Source organism: Trinickia caryophylli (assembly GCF_034424545.1).
Lineage (GTDB): Bacteria > Pseudomonadota > Gammaproteobacteria > Burkholderiales > Burkholderiaceae > Trinickia > Trinickia caryophylli.
This window is the reverse complement of the sequence record NZ_CP139970.1, coordinates 3086135-3104918: the sequence shown is the minus strand read 5'-3', so window position 1 is coordinate 3104918 and position 18784 is coordinate 3086135. Positions and strand designations below refer to the sequence as shown.

At 65.5% G+C, this 18784-nt stretch carries 17 protein-coding genes; 8 read left to right on the top strand and 9 right to left on the bottom strand.

Annotated features, from left to right (window positions below):
* Nucleotides 1–41: 41 nt before the first annotated feature.
* The 3 genes from U0034_RS14050 to U0034_RS14040 form a co-directional block, all read right to left on the bottom strand.
* Nucleotides 42–527, bottom strand: a complete 486-nt coding sequence (locus U0034_RS14050) for a hypothetical protein (RefSeq protein WP_085230312.1) — start codon at nucleotides 525–527, stop codon at nucleotides 42–44.
* Between the two features lie 138 nt (nucleotides 528–665).
* Entirely contained in the window at nucleotides 666–1631 is a 966-nt protein-coding gene (gene ispH / locus U0034_RS14045; protein WP_085230313.1) for a 4-hydroxy-3-methylbut-2-enyl diphosphate reductase, read from the bottom strand.
* A 3-nt stretch (nucleotides 1632–1634) separates the two neighbouring features.
* Entirely contained in the window at nucleotides 1635–2090 is a 456-nt protein-coding gene (locus tag U0034_RS14040) for an FKBP-type peptidyl-prolyl cis-trans isomerase (protein ID WP_085230314.1), read from the bottom strand.
* A 259-nt stretch (nucleotides 2091–2349) separates the two neighbouring features.
* Between U0034_RS14040 and radC the strand changes: the two genes are divergently transcribed.
* The 4 genes from radC to nadB all read left to right on the top strand — a co-directional run bounded on the left by radC (nucleotide 2350) and on the right by nadB (nucleotide 5630).
* Complete coding sequence (gene radC / locus U0034_RS14035) at nucleotides 2350–2994, top strand: RadC family protein (protein ID WP_233212050.1); 645 nt, start codon at nucleotides 2350–2352, stop codon at nucleotides 2992–2994.
* 342 nt (nucleotides 2995–3336) lie between these two features.
* Nucleotides 3337–3570 (top strand): 50S ribosomal protein L28, encoded by a 234-nt coding sequence (gene rpmB / locus U0034_RS14030; protein WP_085230316.1) that lies wholly within the window; start codon nucleotides 3337–3339, stop codon nucleotides 3568–3570.
* A gap of 17 nt (nucleotides 3571–3587) precedes the next feature.
* The gene (rpmG, locus tag U0034_RS14025) at nucleotides 3588–3755 is read left to right on the top strand and encodes a 50S ribosomal protein L33 (protein ID WP_004185395.1); all 168 of its coding nucleotides are present in this window, start codon (nucleotides 3588–3590) and stop codon (nucleotides 3753–3755) included.
* 276 nt (nucleotides 3756–4031) lie between these two features.
* Nucleotides 4032–5630: an L-aspartate oxidase gene (gene nadB / locus U0034_RS14020; protein ID WP_085230317.1), complete on the top strand. Its 1599-nt coding sequence runs from the start codon at nucleotides 4032–4034 to the stop codon at nucleotides 5628–5630.
* Nucleotides 5631–5748: 118 nt separating this feature from the next.
* Here the strand turns inward: nadB and nadC are convergent, their stop codons facing one another.
* From nadC to purN, 6 genes are all read right to left on the bottom strand, one after another.
* Entirely contained in the window at nucleotides 5749–6672 is a 924-nt protein-coding gene (nadC, locus tag U0034_RS14015) for a carboxylating nicotinate-nucleotide diphosphorylase (RefSeq protein ID WP_386092117.1), read from the bottom strand.
* Complete coding sequence (gene nadA / locus U0034_RS14010; protein WP_085230402.1) at nucleotides 6669–7814, bottom strand: quinolinate synthase NadA; 1146 nt, start codon at nucleotides 7812–7814, stop codon at nucleotides 6669–6671. The genes nadC and nadA overlap by 4 nt, the downstream gene beginning before the upstream one ends.
* A 96-nt stretch (nucleotides 7815–7910) precedes the next feature.
* On the bottom strand, nucleotides 7911–9107 hold the full coding sequence (locus tag U0034_RS14005; protein WP_085230404.1) for a DesA family fatty acid desaturase: 1197 nt from the start codon (nucleotides 9105–9107) through the stop codon (nucleotides 7911–7913).
* Nucleotides 9108–9335: 228 nt separating this feature from the next.
* Nucleotides 9336–10724, bottom strand: a complete 1389-nt coding sequence (locus U0034_RS14000) for a mechanosensitive ion channel family protein (protein ID WP_085230405.1) — start codon at nucleotides 10722–10724, stop codon at nucleotides 9336–9338.
* 47 nt (nucleotides 10725–10771) lie between these two features.
* A complete protein-coding gene (locus U0034_RS13995; protein ID WP_085230318.1) occupies nucleotides 10772–12115 on the bottom strand; it encodes an RsmB/NOP family class I SAM-dependent RNA methyltransferase in 1344 nt (447 codons plus the stop codon).
* On the bottom strand, nucleotides 12112–12768 hold the full coding sequence (purN, locus tag U0034_RS13990; RefSeq protein WP_085230319.1) for a phosphoribosylglycinamide formyltransferase: 657 nt from the start codon (nucleotides 12766–12768) through the stop codon (nucleotides 12112–12114). Before purN ends, U0034_RS13995 begins: the two co-directional genes overlap by 4 nt.
* A gap of 162 nt (nucleotides 12769–12930) precedes the next feature.
* Between purN and U0034_RS13985 the strand changes: the two genes are divergently transcribed.
* From U0034_RS13985 to coaBC, 4 genes are all read left to right on the top strand, one after another.
* Nucleotides 12931–13944 carry a bifunctional riboflavin kinase/FAD synthetase gene (locus U0034_RS13985; protein WP_085230320.1) on the top strand — a complete coding sequence of 338 codons (1014 nt, stop codon included), beginning with the start codon at nucleotides 12931–12933 and terminating at the stop codon, nucleotides 13942–13944.
* A 115-nt stretch (nucleotides 13945–14059) separates the two neighbouring features.
* Nucleotides 14060–16897 (top strand): isoleucine--tRNA ligase, encoded by a 2838-nt coding sequence (ileS, locus tag U0034_RS13980; RefSeq protein ID WP_085230321.1) that lies wholly within the window; start codon nucleotides 14060–14062, stop codon nucleotides 16895–16897.
* On the top strand, nucleotides 16897–17397 hold the full coding sequence (gene lspA / locus U0034_RS13975) for a signal peptidase II (protein ID WP_085230322.1): 501 nt from the start codon (nucleotides 16897–16899) through the stop codon (nucleotides 17395–17397). The genes ileS and lspA overlap by 1 nt, the downstream gene beginning before the upstream one ends.
* 112 nt (nucleotides 17398–17509) lie before the next feature.
* Nucleotides 17510–18724 (top strand): bifunctional phosphopantothenoylcysteine decarboxylase/phosphopantothenate--cysteine ligase CoaBC, encoded by a 1215-nt coding sequence (gene coaBC, locus U0034_RS13970; protein ID WP_085230406.1) that lies wholly within the window; start codon nucleotides 17510–17512, stop codon nucleotides 18722–18724.
* Nucleotides 18725–18784: the final 60 nt, after the last annotated feature.

Genomic DNA, 18784 nt, shown 5'->3' with positions numbered 1-18784 from the left:
ACCGTCGGGTATCCGGTGCCGTCGGATTGCCTGCTTCATCACTACATCTTCACGATGCCGAAAACGGCGCATGCGCCGTGGCCGAAACCGTGTTCCCGCCGCACGCGAGGTGCGACGCCGCGCCTTCCGCCGGCGCGCACACCACCGCCGACAGAAAGAATTGCCACGAATGGGGATGTCGAGCGCTGCCCCGCCGCCCGTATGAGTACTTCGGACTCCTGATCGAGCAGCGCGCGAGCCGGGGACAAACGCCCCGCCGTCGCCTGCTCGGGGACCCCCACGCCGCTCACGGGCCTTCGCGCCACCAGGCCGATGCTCGCCTCGCCGTCGGTCGCCTTGCTGATCGCGGCGTAAGCAAACTGGACATGCATTAATTCGGTCTCCTGCGCCTTGCTGAAACTGATGCCCGCAGGCCGCTGGGCCTTTAGGACGGGCGCATTGTAACTCCAATTACCAAATGGCCAATAAACCGCATCGACAGGGTTTTCCTGCATTGCAACCTTTTTTGGCAAGCTATCTTCGCCCATCGGTGCAACCTGGTTGCACCGCATCGGTCGTTTGCGGTAGCAACTGCCGCGCGTCCGTACACGGGCGCAAGAAAAAAGCGCGCCCGCGGCGCGCTTCCTTTATCGGCAAAAAATGGGATTCCTAAAGCGGCAGGCGACTCACTCGGACAGCGTCAGGCCGCGGGGCAGCGGAAACGAAATGCTTTCCTCGATGCCTTCGAGAGCTCGCACGTTGCGTGCGCCGAGCTCGCGCAGGCGCGCGATGACGGCCTGAGCCAGCACCTCGGGCGCCGAGGCGCCGGCCGTTACGCCGATACGGCGCTTGCCTTCCACCCAGGCGGGGTCGATCTGATCCGGCGAATCGACCATATAGGCGGGCACCCCGCGCTTTTGCGCCACCTCGCGCAGCCGGTTCGAATTCGAGCTGTTCGGGCTGCCGACCACGATCACGACATCGCACTGCGGCGCCATGAATTTCACCGCGTCCTGGCGGTTTTGCGTGGCATAGCAGATATCCTGCTTCTTCGGCTCGCGGATGCCGGGAAAACGCGCCTTGAGCGCGGCGATGATCTCGGAGGCATCGTCCACCGAAAGCGTCGTTTGTGTGACGAAGGCGATCCGCTCCGGATCTTCAAGCTCGAGCGCGTTGACGTCCTCGATACTTTCGACGAGATACATGCCCCGCTCGCACTGGCCCATCGTGCCTTCGACCTCGGGGTGCCCCTTGTGGCCGATCATGACGATGTCCAGGCCCTCCTGGCGCATCTTGGCCACCTCGATGTGGACCTTGGTGACGAGCGGGCAGGTGGCGTCGTAAATGCGCAGGCCGCGCGCGTCGGCCTCCTCGCGCACGGACTTCGAGACGCCGTGCGCGCTGAAGATGACGGTGCTGCCGGCCGGCACCTCGTCGAGCAATTCGACGAAAACCGCGCCCTTCTTGCGCAGATCCTCCACCACGTAGGCGTTGTGGACGATCTCATGGCGTACGTAGATCGGCGCGCCGAACAACTTGATCGCACGCTCCACGATCTCGATGGCGCGATCGACGCCAGCACAAAAGCCGCGCGGCTGCGCGAGCAGGATTTCGGCGTCGGCCGCCGCGAGAGAGATGTCCGAGAGGCTCATGTCTTACAGGATTCCGATGATCTTGACTTCGAACGCGAGCGCCTGGCCGGCGAGCGGGTGATTGAAGTCGAAGAGCGCCGATGTCTCCCCGATTTCCTTGAGCACGCCGGCATAGCGGCCGCCGTCGGGCGCGTTGAACTCGATGACTTCGCCGGGCGTGAAATCGTCGTCCACCATGCCGTTCGCGCGCAGCGTCACGAGCGAGACACGTTGCACGAGATCGGGATTGCGTTCGCCGAAGCCCTCGCCGGGCTCTAGCCGGAAGGTCGAGTGGTGCCCGGCCTTCAGCCCCACCAGAATGTCTTCCAGCGGCGGCGCGATCTGGCCCGCGCCGATGAGCAGCGTGGCGGGCTTGTCGCCGAACGTGTTGACGATGTCGGCGCCATCGGCGAGCGAAAGCCGGTAATGAAGCGTGACGTGCGAGCCGGGTTTCACTTCGGAGAGGTCGATGATGCTCATGAGAATAACTCGTTCGGTCGGCGGGCCGCGCTCTGGCCGCGCGTGGGGGACGGAAGACGGTCGCCGCATGGCGACGCAAAGTCTCTATTGTAAGGCACCTGGGCCCGCCAGGCGCGGGGTTGGACGGCAGCTCGATGCTGTCGCCCCTCCGGCGCGGGAGGGCGCGTCCCATGGGAGAGCGAACGCCACGGATAGTTCCGCAGCCGTGCTCGCGCTGGCCCATGAGGGAGCGGGGCCGGCGCTGTCCGCATGGCGCGACATGCCTCGGGAGCGGCTATTCGACGCGGGGGCGGCCGCGCTTTCCGACACGGAGCTGCTCGCCATTTTTCTCGGCAGCGGATTACCGGGCCATAACGTGTTCGAGCTCGCGCGTTCGCTGCTTGAGCGCTTCGGCTCGCTGCGCGCGCTGCTCGATGCAACCCCGGCGGATTTCAAGGGCCTGCGCGGCATCGGGCCGGCGAAGACGGCCGTGCTGCTTGCCGTGGTGGAGATGGCGAGGCGCGCGCTCGCGGAAAAAGCCCGCGAGCGGCCGTTCGTCGATTCCAGCGGCGCGGTGGAGGACTACGTGCGCCTGCTGATCGGCACCCGCCCCTACGAGGTGTTCGTCTGCCTGTATCTCGATGCGCGGCATCGGCTCATCGAGAGCGAGGAAAGTGCGCGCGGCTCGCTCACGCGCATGGCCGTCTACCCGCGCGAGATCGTTCGGCGGGCACTGGCGGCCAATGCGGCGGCGCTGGTCGTGGCCCACAACCATCCGTCGGGCGCGGCGAAACCCAGTGCGAGCGACCGGCAACTCACGCGGGTGCTGCGCGACGCGCTCTCGCTCGTCGACGTAAAGCTCATCGACCACCTCGTCGTCGGCTCGAACACGGTGTTCTCGTTCGCTCAGGCGGGGTGGCTCTAAGAATGAAAGGAGAAAACCGCGTCCTGCGGCGCAACGCAGATAGGGTTTGATTTTCCTGCGCTTTTTCTGCTAGAATCGCCGTCTGCCTGTTTCCAACCCGTTCCAGAGCCTGGGCACGGTCGTGGCAACGCGCGGATCCTTTTTTGATCGTTGGCGTTTTCTGGCCGGCGGTGCTGCGGGGTTGACCCGCTTCGGGGTTCGGCGTCATGACTGGGCGGTTTCACGGGTCCATGGCCGCAGCAAAGGCGAAGGCAAGGTGCCGTTGGCTCCTGCCCGCGCGCGAAAGCGGGCCCGAACCCAGGCGTGAACCCCGAATTTAAAGCGTTTTAGGAGTGCTCTCATATGGCACGCGTATGCCAAGTAACTGGGAAAGCGCCGATGAGCGGCAACAACGTTTCCCACGCGAACAACAAGACCAAGCGGCGCTTTTTGCCGAACCTGCAATACCGCCGCTTCTGGGTGGAGAGCGAAAACCGTTGGGTGCGCCTGCGCGTTTCGAACGCGGGCCTGCGCCTGATCGACAAGAACGGCATCGACTCCGTGCTCGCCGATCTGCGCGCACGCGGTGAAGTCTAAGGACTAAGGAGCAAATCATGGCCAAAGGCGCACGCGACAAGATCAAGCTCGAATCGACCGCAGGTACGGGTCACTTCTATACGACCACGAAGAACAAGCGCAACATGCCGGAAAAGATGGAGATCATGAAGTTCGATCCCGTCGCCCGCAAGCATGTGGCGTACAAGGAAACGAAGATCAAGTGATCTGCGTTCCTCGAGCCTGACGGAACTGAAGACAGCCAAAAGCCCCGCCTCCGCGCGGGGCTTTTTGTTGCCTTTTTTGCCCGCTTTGCCGCGCATACCGGGGGGTTGCGGTAGCCGCCGCAGCAATTCGCCGCCATGCGCTTCTCCCACCCTCGCCCGAGGCGCGGTATCCTTGCCGATTCGGCGCGACACCTCGTTTCATCTTGTGTCGGGCGTGCGCACCGAAGGCGGCGCGCAACACGGCGGTCCGCAGCGTCATACAAAGGAACGGGACAGATGAATTTCGACGTCGTAATCGTGGGCAGCGGGCTCGCTGGGTTGACCGTGGCACTGAATCTTGCCGAGACGAGGCGCGTGGCGGTTGTCGCCAAACGGTCGATGACCGAAGGCGCCAGCGACTGGGCTCAAGGCGGCATTGCCGCGGTGCTCGATTCGGCTGACAGCGTCGAGGACCACGTGCGCGACACGCTAGTCGCCGGGGGCGGCCTGTGCGACGAAGCGGCAACGCGCTTCATCGTCGAGGGCGGCCGCACGGCTATCGAATGGCTGATTGCGCAAAACGTGCCTTTCACGCGAGATGCCGCGGCCGAACTGGGCTTTCATCTGACGCGCGAAGGCGGCCATAGCCATCGCCGGATCATTCATGCCGCCGACGCAACGGGACACGCCGTGGTCGCCACGCTCTCGGAACGCGTGCGCCAGCATCCGAATATCACGCTGCTGGAAGACCACTACGCAATCGATCTGATCACCTCCGACCGGCTCGGCCTGCCTGGCCGCCGCTGCCATGGCCTCTACGCGCTCGATGTCGCGAGCGGCCGCACCGTCACGCTGCAGGCGGCACATACGGTGTTAGCCACGGGCGGAGCGGGAAAGGTCTACCTGTACACGACCAATCCCGATACCGCCACCGGCGACGGCATCGCCATGGCGTGGCGCGCGGGTTGCCGGGTATCGAACATGGAGTTCATCCAGTTCCACCCGACCTGCCTCTTCCATCCCTACGCCAAGTCGTTCCTGATTACAGAGGCCGTACGAGGCGAAGGCGGGCGATTGGTGCTGCCCGACGGCACGCGCTTCATGCCCGCGCACGATGAACGGGCCGAACTCGCGCCACGCGACATCGTCGCCCGTGCAATCGACTTCGAGATCAAAAAGCGCGGTATCGACTGCGTGTATCTCGACATCAGCCATCAGCCGGCGGCGTTCCTGCAAGAACATTTTCCGACGATCCTCGCACGGTGCCTCGAATTCGGCATCGACATCACGAAAGATCCGATCCCCGTGGTGCCGGCGGCGCACTACACGTGCGGCGGTGTGGTGACAGATCTTGCGGGACGCACGGATCTGGCCGGCCTCTATGCCGTGGGCGAAACGGCCTGCACCGGGCTACACGGCGCAAACCGCCTCGCAAGCAATTCGCTGCTCGAATGCCTCGTGATCGGCCGCGCGGCGGCATCCGCCATAGAAAGCGAGGGGTTCGAGGCCGGCGCGCACGCACCGTTACCCGATTGGGACGAAAGCCGCGTGTCGGACGCAGACGAGGAAGTCGTCGTGGCGCACAACTGGGATGAATTGCGGCGACTGATGTGGAACTATGTCGGCATCGTGCGCACCGACAAGCGGCTCGCGCGTGCCCGGCATCGGATCACGCTCCTGCGCGACGAAATTCAGGAGTACTACGCGAACTTCAAGGTGAGTCGAGACCTGCTCGAGTTGCGCAATCTCGTCGACGTGGCATCGCTCATCGTCGAAAGCGCACGCGCGCGCCGCGAAAGCCGCGGGCTGCACTTCTCGCGCGATTGGCCCGCCACGCTGCCGAAGGCACTGCCGACCGTGCTCTCGCCCGAGCGCGTGCGCAACCGCCTCGCCTGAGCCGGGCGCCCGGTACGCCATCGTTCGCGTTCCTTCGCCCAGCTCGTTTCTGCTCGCGCACAAAACAAAAAGCCGCTGTCGGTCGCAGCGGCTCTAGCTCACGGCGCGAACGCTTTTTTCAGACGATACGCATGGAATAGTCGGTCGCGCGGACGTCCTTCGTCAGCGCGCCGATCGATATGCGATCGACGCCCGTTTCGGCGATGGTGCGCACCGTCTCGAAGTTGACGCCGCCGGACACCTCGAGCAACGCCCGTCCCGCTGTGAGCTTCACCGCATCGCGCATCGCATCGAACGTAAAGTTATCGAGCAGCACCGATTGCGCGCCATGCGCAAGCGCCGATTCGAGTTGCTCGATCGTTTCGACTTCGATTTGCACCGGCACGCCCGCATCGAGCGCGAAGGCCGCATCGAGCGCCGCCCCCACACCGCCTGCCGCGGCAATGTGGTTCTCCTTGATAAGAATGCCGTCGTACAGCGCCAGCCGCTGATTCGCGCCGCCGCCCACGCGCACCGCGTACTTCTGAGCGAGCCGAAGCCCCGGAAGCGTCTTGCGTGTATCGAGCACCCGCGCACGCGTGCCCGCGATGGCGTCGGCATACCGGCGCGTTGCCGTCGCCACACCCGAAAGCAGTTGCAGGAAGTTCAGCGCATTGCGCTCCGCCGTCAACAGTGCGCGCACCGGGCCACGCAGCATGCAGACCGTCGAGCCCGCCTTCATACGATCGCCCTCGCGATACTGCCATTCGACGGCAATTGCCGGGTCCACCTGGCGCATAACGGCCTCGAACCACGGCACACCGCACAGGACCGCCTCTTCACGCACGATGACGCGCGCTTCGCGTACCGCCCCGCCCGGCACGAGCCGGCCCGTCACGTCGCCGCTGCCGATATCCTCGGCCAGCGCATCAGCTACGTTGCGCGCCAGCGCCGCGTCGAAGGCGGCACCGTACTCGGCACGGATGTCGGAAAAAAGAGGGGAAACGGCAGCGCCTTGCACGGCTGCCGGACTACCGTTTTGCATCGTTGCCGTCTCCGTCATGCCGGCCCCACGTTGGCGAAAAGCGTCGTGTCGCGCGCGAAATCGCCGCTTGCCTGTACGCGCTTTTTCCGTTCGGCCGCGAATGCAAGCATTCGGTCGATCGGAAGGCGCGCCCGCTCGCCGATCGCGTGGTCGACGTGAATCTCGTTATGCCCGCGCTCGAGTACATCCGCGAGATTCGCAAGCCCGTTCATCGCCATCCACGGGCAGTGCGCGCAGCTCTTGCAGGTTGCGCTGTTGCCGGCCGTCGGCGCCTCGATGAAGGTCTTGCCGGGGGCCGCGAGGCGCATCTTGTACAGAATGCCCAGATCGGTGGCCACGATGAAGTGGGTTGCCGGCAGGCGCTGCGCTGCGTCGATCAGTTGGGTCGTCGAGCCAACCACGTCGGCTTGCGCCACGACGCTCGCCGGCGATTCGGGGTGGACGAGGACCTTGGCGCCGGGATATTGCGCACGCAGCAAATCGAGTTCGATGCCCTTGAACTCGTCATGCACGAGACACGAGCCCTGCCACAACAGCATGTCGGCGCCCGTCTGTTTCTGGATATAGCCGCCGAGATGGCGGTCGGGCGCCCAGAGAATCTTCTCGCCGCGAGCGTGCAGCTCACGAACGATGTCGAGGCCGATCGACGAGGTCACCATCCAGTCCGCGCGCGCCTTCACGGCCGCGCTCGTATTCGCATAGACCACGACGGTGCGATCGGGATGCGCATCGCAAAAGGCCGAGAATTCGTCGGCGGGGCAGCCGAGGTCGAGCGAGCAGGTGGCGTCGAGGTCGGGCATGAGAATGCGCTTGCCCGGGCTCAGGATTTTCGCGGTCTCGCCCATGAAGCGCACGCCGGCCACGACCAGCGTGCCTGCCTCGTGATCGCGGCCGAAGCGGGCCATCTCGAGCGAGTCGGCCACGCAGCCGCCCGTCTCGTCGGCCAATTCCTGCAATTCGGGGTCGACATAATAGTGCGCGACGAGCACGGCATTTTCGCGCGCGAGCAACGCGCGGATTCGCGCCTTGAGCGCCTGGCGCTCCTCCGGTGACGCTTCCGGCGGTACTTTCGCCCATGCCTGCCCGACGCCGCATACGGCACCGACGCTACCCGACACAACGGGCTTATCGAACTCGACGGTCTTGATCGCCGAAACCATCATCCTCTCCTTCATGTGGCTCGGATGCCGCAAAAAACAACACCCCGCCAGCGCGGGGTGCAGTATGACGTCTCAAAATTTTAATGGATTTCGCGCTCAGGCGTACCGGCGCAGACGCATCGCAAACTCCTGAAGCGCCTTGATGCCACTTTGCTCGGCACGGTGACACCAGTCCTGGAGTTGGACGAGCAGTTGCTCGCGCGAGGCATTCGAACGCTCCCAGATGGCAGCGAGATCGTTGCGCAACTCGATGAAGGTGGAAAGCGTATGGCTGTCGGCGAAGATTTCGGGCAACTGGCGCTTGTGCGGTTCGCCGAGGCTCAACTCTTCCTTATGGAACCAATTGCGCGCGCCACGCATGAGCACGTATTTCTCGCGCGCGCCGATTTCCTTCAGGCGAGCCAGTTCCTGGCGATAAGCCCGCTTGGCCGTCTTCGCATACCGAGCCATCACTTCATAGCGGTTCGTCAGCACGGCCTGCAGCGTCTCCTGATCGAGCACCGGCTTGCGGGCGATGAGCCGCGGCGTAGGCGCGATCTTCTTCACCTTGGCGAGCCCGCAGGCCGACATCAGCCGGATGTAGAGCCAACCGATGTCGAACTCGAACCATTTGTTCGAGAGCTTGGCCGACGTGGCGTACGTGTGATGGTTGTTATGCAGTTCCTCGCCGCCGATGATGATGCCCCACGGGAAGATGTTCGTGCTGGCGTCGGAGGAGTTGAAGTTGCGATACCCCCAGAAGTGCGCGAGGCCGTTGACGACGCCCGCCGCCCAGAACGGAATCCACACCATTTGCACGGCCCAGACGCTGAGGCCCACGATACCGAACAGCGCGACGTCGATGACCATCATCACGCTCACGCCGAGGATCGGAAAACGCGTGTAGAGGTTACGCTCGATCCAGTCGTTCGGTGTGCCGTGGCCGTAGCGGCGCAGCGTCTCCTCATTCTTCGCTTCGGCGCGATAGAGCTCCGCACCCTCGAGCAGCACCTTCCAGATGCCGCGGGTTTGCGGGCTGTGCGGGTCCTCTTCGGTCTCGCACTTCGCGTGGTGCTTGCGGTGGATGGCGGCCCATTGGCCCGTGAGCATGCCCGTGGTCATCCAGAGCCAGAACCGGAAAAAGTGGCTTGCGATCGGATGAAGATCCAGTGCGCGGTGCGCCTGGCAGCGATGGAGATAGACGGTGACGCCAATGATGGTGACGTGCGTCATGGCCAACGCGGAGAGCACGATTTGCCACCACGAGAAGCGAAGCAAGCCGTGCGCGAGGAAGTCAAGCAGGGAGTTCAACAAGGCCTTTACCTGAGAAGCGGAAACGGACGCCCGGCGGCGCGCCGTCAGAAAAACGAAAGCAAACTGTCCGGGCTGGACGAGATTGTACTGCAATCGACGCAAGTGTTTGTAACAAATGAGGATTTCCGCATTGCAGCAGATCCCTCCCCCGCCTTTTGGGCGGGACTGCGGCGGCGCGATGCGCATCATGCGTCGTTTTGCCGCAACCCCTGTGCCGGAAAGCCGCGCTCAGGACGCGTCGAGTGCCGGGCTCGCGCCGGCTCCGGCTGTGCCCACCGGGCCCGGGACCGGCGCACCCGCATGATCGTTGGCGGCTGCCACCACGCTGGGCAGCGGCCCGACGATGCGTACGTCGCGCGTCGGGTAGGGAATCGAGATCCCGTTTTCGCCGAAAAGGCGCCAGATCCGCTGGTTGACGGCTGAGCGCACGGCAGCGGTGCCCGTTGCGGCATCCTCGATCCAGAAACCGAGCTCGAGATTGATGCCGTCCGCCCCGAACGAGGCGAAGTACGGCGTCGGTGCCGGATCGGTCAGTACGCGCTCCACGCCTTTGGCGGCCTCGGCGAGCAGCGCCATCGCACGGTCCACATCGGCGTCGTATGCGATTTGCACGGCAGCCTTCGCATGCCCGCGCGTGAGGAACGACGATTGGTTCTGCACCACGTCGGTAATGAGACGCTCGTTCGGGATCAGCGTTTCGATACCGTCGAGGCCGCGCACGGTGGTGTAGCGCGCCGTGATCTGGGTGACGATGCCCTGCAGCCCGCCCACGTTGATCGAATCGCCGATGCGCAGCGACCGGTCGATCAGGATGATGAAACCTGAGACGTAGTTGCTCGCGATCTTCTGCAGGCCGAAACCGAGCCCGACGCCAAGCGCACCGCCGAACACGCCGAGCACCGTAATGTCGATGCCGACGAGCGAAAAGCTGATCAGCACCGCGGCCACCACGAGCAGCGCACGGCCGATGCGGGCGAGCACGACCCGGAGGTTGGCGTCGACCGAGCGCGCGCGCATGACGCGCTCCTCGAAAGCCGAGCCGAGCCAGAGCGCCACGATCAGCGTGACGCAGACCCAGAGAATCCCGGTGGACAACGAAAGCAGCGTCATCCGCTCGTTGCCGATGCGAAAGCGCACCGAACTCATCCAATGCAGCACCTGGTCGTGAATGCCGAGCACAGTGAGCAGCATCGCGATCCACACGACCACGCCCACCGCCTTTTCGGCAAGGGCGAGCCAGGCGTGCGCGTGCCCGTTGCGGCCGAACACGCGTCGGGCCACGAAGAACACGACGTAGATCAACGCGATGCCGAAGAGCGGCACGAGCGCGAGTTCGAGGAGCGACGTCGATATGTAGTCGGCGAGGGCCGCCTGCTCCAGCCAGACGAGCAAACTGCCGAGCAGCGGAAAGAGCGCCTTGCGCAGGCTTTCCGTGCCGAAGCGAGCGGCTTCCCGGCGCTCGGTGCGACGCGCGTCCAGCCTGCGCCACACTACGCGCGCGACCCACCAGGCCACGATCAGCGTGCCGACGAGCAGGCCCGCCTGCCAAATCATCACGGGCTGGCCGAAATCGCGGACGAGGCCCGCGAGCATGTGCGAAAGGATATGGTTCTGGATCATGTCGAAGGACTCCACGCGGCGGGCCCGTCCGCGCCGCCCGGGCGCTAGCCGCGGCGCTCGAGCACGGCGGCAAAGAACCCATCGGTGCCGTGCCGATGCGGCGACAGCGACAGGTATTCGCCCATCTCGAGCTCGATGCGCTGATCGGCGAGCACCTTGCCCGCCGGTACGAGCGTGAAATCGTCGTGGCCGGCGAGAAACCGCTCGACGATCGCGTCGTTCTCGGCGCCGAGCATGCTGCAGGTCGCATAGACGAGCCGGCCGCCCGGCTTGACGAGCCGCGCGGCGCTCTCGAGGATGGAGGCCTGCTTCGGCGCGAGCTCCTCGACCGCCGCGGGACTCTGCCGCCATTTCAGATCGGGATTGCGCCGCAACGTTCCGAGGCCGCTGCACGGCGCATCGACGAGCACGCGGTCGATCTTGCCCGCCAGGCGCTTGATCTTGACATCGTGCTCGGTATCGATGAGCACCGGGTGCACGTTCGAAAGTCCGCTGCGGGCGAGGCGCGGCTTGAGCTTCGAGAGCCGCCGCTCCGAAACGTCGAAGGCGTAGACACGGCCCGTCGAGCGCATGGCGGCGCCGAGCGCGAGCGTCTTGCCGCCAGCACCCGCGCAGAAGTCGACGATCATCTCGCCGCGCCGCGGCGCCACGAGCGAGCAGAGCAGTTGGCTGCCCTCGTCCTGCACCTCGATCCAGCCGTCTTCGAACACCTTGAGCTTCGTGAGCGCGGGCTTGCCGGCCACGCGGATGCCAAGCGGCGCGAACGGCGTCGGGCCCGCATCGATGCCGGCCTCGCGCAGCGCCGCGATGGCCTCGTCACGGCTGGCCTTGAGCGGGTTCGCGCGCAGATCGAGCGGCGCCGGATGATTGAGCGCGGCCGCGAGTTGCGCCAGCTCCTCTGCGGAAAAACGCGCACCGAGCGCCTCGACGATCCAGTCCGGCAGGTTCGTGCGAATGCGCAGCGGCAGGTTCGCCGGATCGATCTTCGAAACGTGCTCGAGCCAGGCGTTTTCCGCGTCGGAAACGAACGGGCGCAGCGCCGAGCGCCCCGCGGTCTGCATCAGGCCCAGCAGCGCAAGGCGGCGCATCGGCCCGCCCGAACCGCTCTCCGCCAGGTGCGAGAACTCCATGCGCCGGCGCAGCACCGCGAACACGGCCTCGGCAATAACCCCGCGCTCGCTGTGGCCGAGCTTGGGATGCGCGCGGAAAAACCGGCTCGTCGTTGCGTCGGCGGGGCCCGTGAACTTCAACACCTCGGTCAGGAGCGCCTCGGTCTGCCCGATCAGAAAGCCATGCAGGCCCTGCTCACGGCCGCGCGGCGAAGCCGTGCGCGGCTGGCCCGGGCGCCGCGGTGCGCCCGGCGTCTTTTTCTTCATGCTGCCGTTCATACCTTCTCCTGGGGGGTTGCCCCGTCGGCAAAGAGCCACTGCGGCTCGGGCGGGTTCACCGTCACGCGCATGCCGTCGAGCGCGAGCCGTCCTTCGACGAACCAGCGCACGGCACGCGGATAAATGACATGCTCGACGTCGAGCACGCGCCCGGCGAGCGCCGCGGCGTCGTCACCGGTGGCCACGGGCACGGCGGCCTGCGCGACGATCGGACCATGGTCAAGCTGCGGCGTGACGAAATGCACCGTGGCGCCATGCAGCGCGACGCCCGCCTCGAGCGCGCGCTGGTGCGTCTTCAGCCCGGGAAAGCTCGGCAGCAGCGAAGGATGGACGTTCAGCATGCGCCCGGCATAGCGTTCGACGAACGGCGTCGTGAGTACGCGCATGAATCCGGCCAATACGACGAGATCGGGCGAAAAGCCGTCTACGACGCTGGCCAGCGCCGCATCGAACGCGTCGCGCTCGGGATAATCGCGGTAATCGACGACTGCGGTCGCGATGCCGGCGGCCTCGGCGAACGCGAGCCCGGCCGCGTCCGGACGGTTCGCGACGACAGCCGCGATGCGCGCGGGCCACCCCTCGCGCGAGCAGGCCCGCACGAGCGCTTGCATGTTGCTGCCCCGCCCCGATATCAAAATTACGATGTTCTTCATCCGGGGATTTTATCATCCGGGCTTCGGCCGCCATCCGCGCACGGCGCCTCACGTCCCGGGCGGGGGAATAAACGCTATATAATCTTCTGCTTTTGCGGCGCCCCCGCCAGCGCGCCAGGATCCTGGCTTCGCGGCGTGAGCCGCCCCACCCCGACGGTTATCGTGAGAGTCTTCCGCGGTCTTCCCAACGCCGAAAGCCGCGCGCCCTGCGCGCTGACGATCGGCAACTTCGACGGTGTCCACCGCGGCCACCAGGCTTTGCTCGCGCGCGTGCGCGACGCGGCCCGGGCGCGGGGGCTGCCCGTGTGCGTGATGACGTTCGAGCCGCATCCCCGCGAGTTTTTCGATCCGGCCGGCGCGCCGCCGCGCATCGCGATGTTGCGCGACAAGCTCGAAGCACTGCGCACGAACGGTGTCGATCGCGTCGTCGTCGAGCACTTCAACCGCACTTTTGCGAGTCAGTCGCCCGACACATTCGTCGAGCGGATCATCGTCGGCGGGCTGCACGCGCGCTGGGTACTGATCGGCGACGATTTCCGCTATGGCACGAAGCGCGCGGGCGATTTCACCTCGCTGAAGGCCGCCGGCGAACGCTACGGTTTCGAAGTCGAGCAGATGGCAACGGTGGCGGACCCATCGGGGGCGCGGATTTCGAGCTCGGCCGTACGCGCCGCGCTCGTCGCAGGGAATCTCGACGCCGCCCGCGCGGCGCTCGGGCGCGACTACGTCATCAGCGGGCACGTCGTACACGGGCTCGCGCTTGGCCGCGACCTCGGCTTTCCCACGCTGAACCTGCCGATCGCGCACAAGCGCCCGGCGCTTCGCGGGATCTTCGTCGTGCGCGTTCACGGAATCGAAGCGGAGCCGCTGCCAGGGGTCGCGAGCCTTGGGCTGCGCCCGACGGTGGACGACTCGGGCCGCGTGCTGCTGGAAGTCCATCTGCTCGACTGGCACGGCGATGCCTATGGCAAACTCGTGCGCGTGGAATTTCTGAAGAAGCTGCGCGACGAACAGAAGTTCGCCGATCTCGAAACGCTCACGGCCGCGATTGCACGCGACGTTTCCGACGCCCGCGCCTGTTTCGCCGCGGCCGGCCAGGCGCGGCTCGCGGCGGAAAACCCCGCAGGCAGCGGTGCGACGGGGTTTTCGACATCGGCCACCGACCGAATTCGGTAGGCGAGCCGCGGCCCGGCGCTCGCAGCGCAGGCACGGCCGCCGCGATGCCAAGCCACCTCACCGTCATCCAGGGACGCCCGCCAGCGAGGCGCCCACCGTTTTCAGCGATTTCACCATGAGCGACAAGAAAGCCGATTCGAAGTCCCAGGCCAAATATCCGGTCAACCTGCTCGACACACCGTTTCCGATGCGCGGCGACTTGCCCAAACGCGAGCCGCTACGCGTGAAGGAATGGGAAGACAAGCGGGTGTACGACAAGATCCGGGCCGCGAGCGCCGGACGCCCGCGCTTCGTGCTCCATGACGGGCCGCCGTACGCGAACGGCGACATCCATCTCGGGCACGCCGTCAACAAGATCCTCAAGGACATCATCGTCAAGTCGCGCAACATGGCCGGCTTCGATGCGGCCTACGTGCCGGGCTGGGACTGTCACGGCATGCCGATCGAAATCCAGATCGAAAAACAGTTCGGCAAGTCGCTGCCGGCAGCCGAGGTGCAGCGCAAGGCGCGCGCCTACGCGGCCGACCAGATCGAGAAGCAAAAAGCCGGCTTCAAGCGGCTCGGCGTGCTCGGCGACTGGGACAACCCCTACAAGACGATGAACTTCGGCAACGAGGCGGCGGAAATTCGCGCGCTCGGGAAGATCCTCGAAAAAGGCTATGTTTATCGCGGCCTGAAGCCAGTGAACTGGTGCTTCGATTGCGGCTCGGCGCTGGCCGAGGCCGAAGTGGAGTACAAGGACCGCACCGATCCGTCCGTAAGCGTGCTGTTCCCGTTCGCCGAACCGGAGAAGGTGGCGCAGGCATTCGGGCTCGCCTCGCTGCCGGGCACGCAAGGCGGCGCGGTCATCTGGACGACCACGCCCTGGACGATTCCCGCCAATCAGGCGCTGAACGTGCACCCCGAGGTCACCTATGCGCTCGTCGCCACGCCGCGCGGCGCGCTGATCCTCGCGGCCGAACGTGTCGAGCCGAGCCTCGCCGAGTTCGGCCTCACGGGCGACGTGCTGGCGACGGCGCCCGGCGCCAAGCTGGCGAACCTGCGCTTTCATCATCCGCTCGCCGCGTCGCATCCCGGCTACAAGCGCACGTCGCCGATCTATCTCGGCGAGTACGTAACGACCGATACGGGTACCGGCATCGTGCACTCGTCGCCCGCGTATGGCGTGGAAGACTTCTTGTCCTGCAAGGAGCACGGCCTTGCCGACTCCGACATCCTGAACCCCGTCATGGGCGACGGCCGGTACATCGAGTCTCTGCCGCTTTTCGGCGGCCTCTCGATCTGGGCGGCGAACCCGAAGGTCGTCGAGGCGCTCGAAGCGGCCGGCACGCTGCTGCACACGGAAAAATACCCGCACAGCTACATGCATTGCTGGCGGCACAAGACGCCGATCATCTATCGCGCGACCTCGCAATGGTTCGCCGGCATGGACGTGACGCCGAAAGACGGCGGACCGACGCTGCGCGAGACGGCGCTGGCGGGGGTCGAGGCAACCGCCTTCTACCCGTCGTGGGGCAAGCAGCGGCTCTTCAGCATGATCGCGAACCGGCCCGACTGGACGCTCTCGCGGCAGCGCCAATGGGGCGTGCCGATGGCGTTCTTCGTGCACAAGGAGACGGGCGAGCTCCATCCGCGCACGCTCGAATTGCTCGAGGATGTGGCCAAGCGTGTCGAGCAAGGCGGCATCGAAGCGTGGCAAGCGCTCGAGCCGCGCGAGCTGCTCGGCGACGACGCCAATCTCTATGAAAAGAACCGCGACACGCTCGATGTCTGGTTCGACTCGGGCACGACGCACTGGCACGTGCTGCGCGGCTCGCACAAGAGCGTGTCGGAATTCCCGGCGGACCTCTATCTCGAAGGCTCGGATCAGCACCGCGGCTGGTTCCATTCGTCGCTTCTCACGGCCTCGATGCTGGACGGTCGCGCGCCCTATCGCGCGCTGCTCACGCACGGCTTCACAGTCGATGGCGAAGGCCGCAAGATGAGCAAGTCGCTCGGCAACGGCATCGACCCGCACGAGGTGGCCAACCGCCTCGGTGCCGAGATCATCCGCCTGTGGATCGCATCCACCGACTACTCGGGCGAACTCGCGATCTCGGAGGAAATTCTCAAGCGCGTCACCGAAAGCTACCGGCGCATCCGCAACACGCTGCGCTTTCTGCTGGCCAATCTGTCCGACTTCGACTTCGCCCGCGATGCCGTGCCTGTCGGCGAATGGCTCGAGATCGATCGCTATGCGGTGGCGATGTCGGCCGAGCTTCAGCGCGAGATCCTCGAGTACTACGAGCGCTACGAGTTCCACCCGGTGGTCGCGAAGCTGATGACCTATTGCTCCGAGGACCTCGGCGGCTTCTATCTCGATGTCCTCAAGGACCGGCTCTATACGACGGCTGCGAATTCGCGCGCGCGGCGCTCGGCCCAGACGGCGCTGTACCACATCGCGCAGGGCCTGCTGCGTGTGATGGCACCGTTCCTGTCGTTCACGGCCGAAGAAGCGTGGCAAGTGTTCCAGCCGGGCAGCGAGACGATCTTCACCGAGACCTACCACAACTATCCGGACGTAGACGCCAGCGATGCGCTGATCGGCAAATGGGCGCTGCTGCGCGCAGTGCGCGGCAACGTCACGAAGGCCCTCGAGGAAGCGCGGGCGGCAAACGCGATCGGCTCCTCGCTGCAGGCCGAAGTCGTGATTCGCGCGAGCGGCGCCGCCTGCGAGGCACTCGCGAGCCTCGGCGACGATCTCAAGTTCGTGTTGATCACCTCCGCCGCGACGGTCGAAAAGGTCGACTCGGATGCCGAGGAAGGTGTCGAGGTCGTGACGTCGAAGTACCTGAAATGCGAGCGCTGCTGGCACTATCGGGCAGATGTGGGCTCGCATGCCGAGCATCCGGGGCTTTGCGGCCGATGCTTCAGCAACCTCTTCGGCGCGGGTGAGAAAAGGAGCGCGGCATAATGGCGAAGACCCGATCGTTGCCGGCATCGAGCACGCTTGCGCCCTGGCTCGGTATCGCGCTCATCGTCATCTTGTTCGACCAGTTGACGAAGATCGCGGTCATGAAGGTGTTTGCCTACGGCACGCCATATGCCCTCACGCCGTTCTTCAACATGCTGCTCGTCTTCAACCGCGGCGCCGCGTTCAGCTTTCTCGCGGCGGCCGGCGGCTGGCAGCGGTGGGCATTTACGGCGCTCGGCGTGGCGGCGGCGCTCGTCATCGTCTTTCTGCTCAAGCGCCACAGCGGCCAGCGGCTCTTTTGCACGGCGCTCGCACTGATCATGGGCGGAGCACTCGGCAACGTGATCGATCGGCTCGCGCACAGCTACGTCATCGACTTTCTCGATTTTCACGTCGGCCGCTGGCATTGGCCTGCGTTCAATCTCGCCGACAGTGCGATCGTAGTCGGAGCAATATTGCTCGTGCTCGACGAATTGCGGCGCGTGGGCGGCTCGCGATAAGCGCGCGCCGCCTACGCGATCGTCCGCGCCGGCGGCGCCCATATTCGTAGCATCTCAACGATCTTGGCGCGCCACGCCGTCAGCACGGGCGAGCGCGCACCTGGAGGCCATGGTGGCAATCGCGGAATTAGCTGGAAAGCACCTCGTACTGGGCATGACGGGCGGCATCGCCTGCTACAAGATCGCGGAACTGACGCGTCTTTTGACGAAGGCCGGTGCCACCGTGCAAGTGGCGATGACGGAAGCGGCAACACAGTTCATCACGCCGGTCACGATGCAGGCCCTTTCCGGCCGCCCCGTCTTCACGAGCCAATGGGACGGGCGCATCGACAACAACATGGCGCACATCGACCTGTCGCGAGAGGCGGACGCCATCGTGATCGCGCCGGCCTCGGCCGATTTCATGGCGAAGCTCGCGCACGGTCTGGCCGATGATCTCCTTTCCACACTCGTGCTCGCGCGCGACTGTCCGCTCATGGTCGTGCCGGCGATGAATCGTCAAATGTGGGCAAACCCGGCCACGCAACGCAACGTCGCGCAATTGCTTGCCGACGGCGTGCATGTGCTCGGCCCCGATTCGGGCGCGCAGGCATGCGGTGAAATCGGCGACGGCCGCATGCTCGAACCGCAAGCCTCGTATGAGGCGATCGTCTCGTTTTTCGCGCCCAAGCTGCTGATGGGGCGGCGCGTGCTGATCACGGCCGGGCCGACGTTCGAGCCGATCGATCCGGTGCGCGGCATCACGAACCGCTCGAGCGGCAAGATGGGTTTCGCACTCGCGCGTGCCGCGCAGCAGGCGGGCGCCGACGTGCGGCTCGTAGCCGGCCCCGTGTCGCTGCCGACGCCCTGGGGCGTCGCACGGCAGGACGTGGAGACTGCCCAGCAAATGCACGATGCGGTCTTGCAATCCGCCGCCGACTGCGACGTATTCGTTTCGGTTGCGGCAGTAGCCGACTGGCGCGTCGATCAGGCCGAGGCCGAGAAGATCAAAAAGACGGCTGAACGCAGCGTGCCGACGCTCGCATTCGTCGAAAATCCCGACATCCTCGCCACGGTGGCGCATATGCCGAATCCGCCCTACTGTGTCGGCTTCGCCGCCGAAAGCAGCGCGCTCGAAGCGCACGGCGAACAAAAGCGCCGCCGCAAGAAGATACCGTTGCTCGTTGGCAACCTCGGGCCTCAGACATTCGGCCGGGACGAGAACGAGGTCGTGCTGTTCGACGCCGACGGTATGACCAGGCTGCCGCGCATGCACAAAGACGCGCTGGCAGCGGCCTTGATCGGCGAAATCGCGCGCCGGCTACCCGATACGAGCCTTATCTCCTGACGCGCGGCCCTCGCGGCGCGCCGCGAGGGCCGCGCGAGTCCGTCCCCATCTTTTCAAGTC

What these genes read in the sequence shown, in the direction of transcription:
- U0034_RS14050 (WP_085230312.1), bottom strand. Translation starts at nt 527, where the DNA reads ATGGGCGAAGATAGCTTGCCAAAAAAGGTTGCAATGCAGGAAAACCCT.
- ispH (WP_085230313.1), bottom strand. Translation starts at nt 1,631, where the DNA reads ATGAGCCTCTCGGACATCTCTCTCGCGGCGGCCGACGCCGAAATCCTG.
- U0034_RS14040 (WP_085230314.1), bottom strand. Translation starts at nt 2,090, where the DNA reads ATGAGCATCATCGACCTCTCCGAAGTGAAACCCGGCTCGCACGTCACG.
- radC (WP_233212050.1), top strand. Translation starts at nt 2,350, where the DNA reads ATGCCTCGGGAGCGGCTATTCGACGCGGGGGCGGCCGCGCTTTCCGAC.
- rpmB (WP_085230316.1), top strand. Translation starts at nt 3,337, where the DNA reads ATGGCACGCGTATGCCAAGTAACTGGGAAAGCGCCGATGAGCGGCAAC.
- rpmG (WP_004185395.1), top strand. Translation starts at nt 3,588, where the DNA reads ATGGCCAAAGGCGCACGCGACAAGATCAAGCTCGAATCGACCGCAGGT.
- nadB (WP_085230317.1), top strand. Translation starts at nt 4,032, where the DNA reads ATGAATTTCGACGTCGTAATCGTGGGCAGCGGGCTCGCTGGGTTGACC.
- nadC (WP_386092117.1), bottom strand. Translation starts at nt 6,672, where the DNA reads ATGACGGAGACGGCAACGATGCAAAACGGTAGTCCGGCAGCCGTGCAA.
- nadA (WP_085230402.1), bottom strand. Translation starts at nt 7,814, where the DNA reads ATGGTTTCGGCGATCAAGACCGTCGAGTTCGATAAGCCCGTTGTGTCG.
- U0034_RS13995 (WP_085230318.1), bottom strand. Translation starts at nt 12,115, where the DNA reads ATGAACGGCAGCATGAAGAAAAAGACGCCGGGCGCACCGCGGCGCCCG.
- purN (WP_085230319.1), bottom strand. Translation starts at nt 12,768, where the DNA reads ATGAAGAACATCGTAATTTTGATATCGGGGCGGGGCAGCAACATGCAA.
- ileS (WP_085230321.1), top strand. Translation starts at nt 14,060, where the DNA reads ATGAGCGACAAGAAAGCCGATTCGAAGTCCCAGGCCAAATATCCGGTC.
- lspA (WP_085230322.1), top strand. Translation starts at nt 16,897, where the DNA reads ATGGCGAAGACCCGATCGTTGCCGGCATCGAGCACGCTTGCGCCCTGG.